The 480-nt window shown below is 58.5% G+C and carries 1 pseudogene; it reads right to left on the bottom strand.

Going from position 1 to position 480, the window contains the following annotated elements:
* Positions 1–480: pseudogene (locus tag ACNPAA_RS21080) on the bottom strand (IS30-like element ISAs2 family transposase); the annotation flags it as partial.

Below are 480 nucleotides of genomic sequence, written 5' to 3'. Positions count from 1 at the left end.
GTACTCTTCGAATACCTTGACAGGCTGCCTGAATCCGAGACATTTCCGAGGTCGTAGGTTGAGCCACTGCTCCGCTCTCCTGACATCCTCGTCCGTGACCTCTCTCAGGTCTGTTCCCTTTGGGATAAACTGCCTCAACAGCCCATTGCTGTTCTCGTTCAGACCGCGCTCCCACGAAGAGTAAGGGTGCGCAAAGTAAGTCTCGGCACCCAGCGCTTCCTCTATCGCCTTGTGTTCGGCAAACTCGCCGCCGTTGTCAAAGGTGATGGTATGCACCTGCTCGATGTAGGGCGTTAACATCTCGATTATCGCATCCCGCACCACCCCAGCCTGTTTGCTCGCGACCCGCTTGACCAGATAGAGCCGGCTCTTGCGCTCCACCAGGGTGACCAGTGCACCTGTGCCTTGCTTGCCCAGCACCGTGTCCGCCTCCCAATCACCGAGCCGCTCCCGGCTATCGACGATAGCCGGCCGTTCATC

This window comes from Aeromonas sp. PS2Canimalfood6, from assembly GCF_048276795.1.
GTDB classification, from domain to species: Bacteria; Pseudomonadota; Gammaproteobacteria; order Enterobacterales; family Aeromonadaceae; genus Aeromonas; species Aeromonas caviae.
This window is presented reverse-complemented; position numbering and strand designations above follow the sequence as displayed.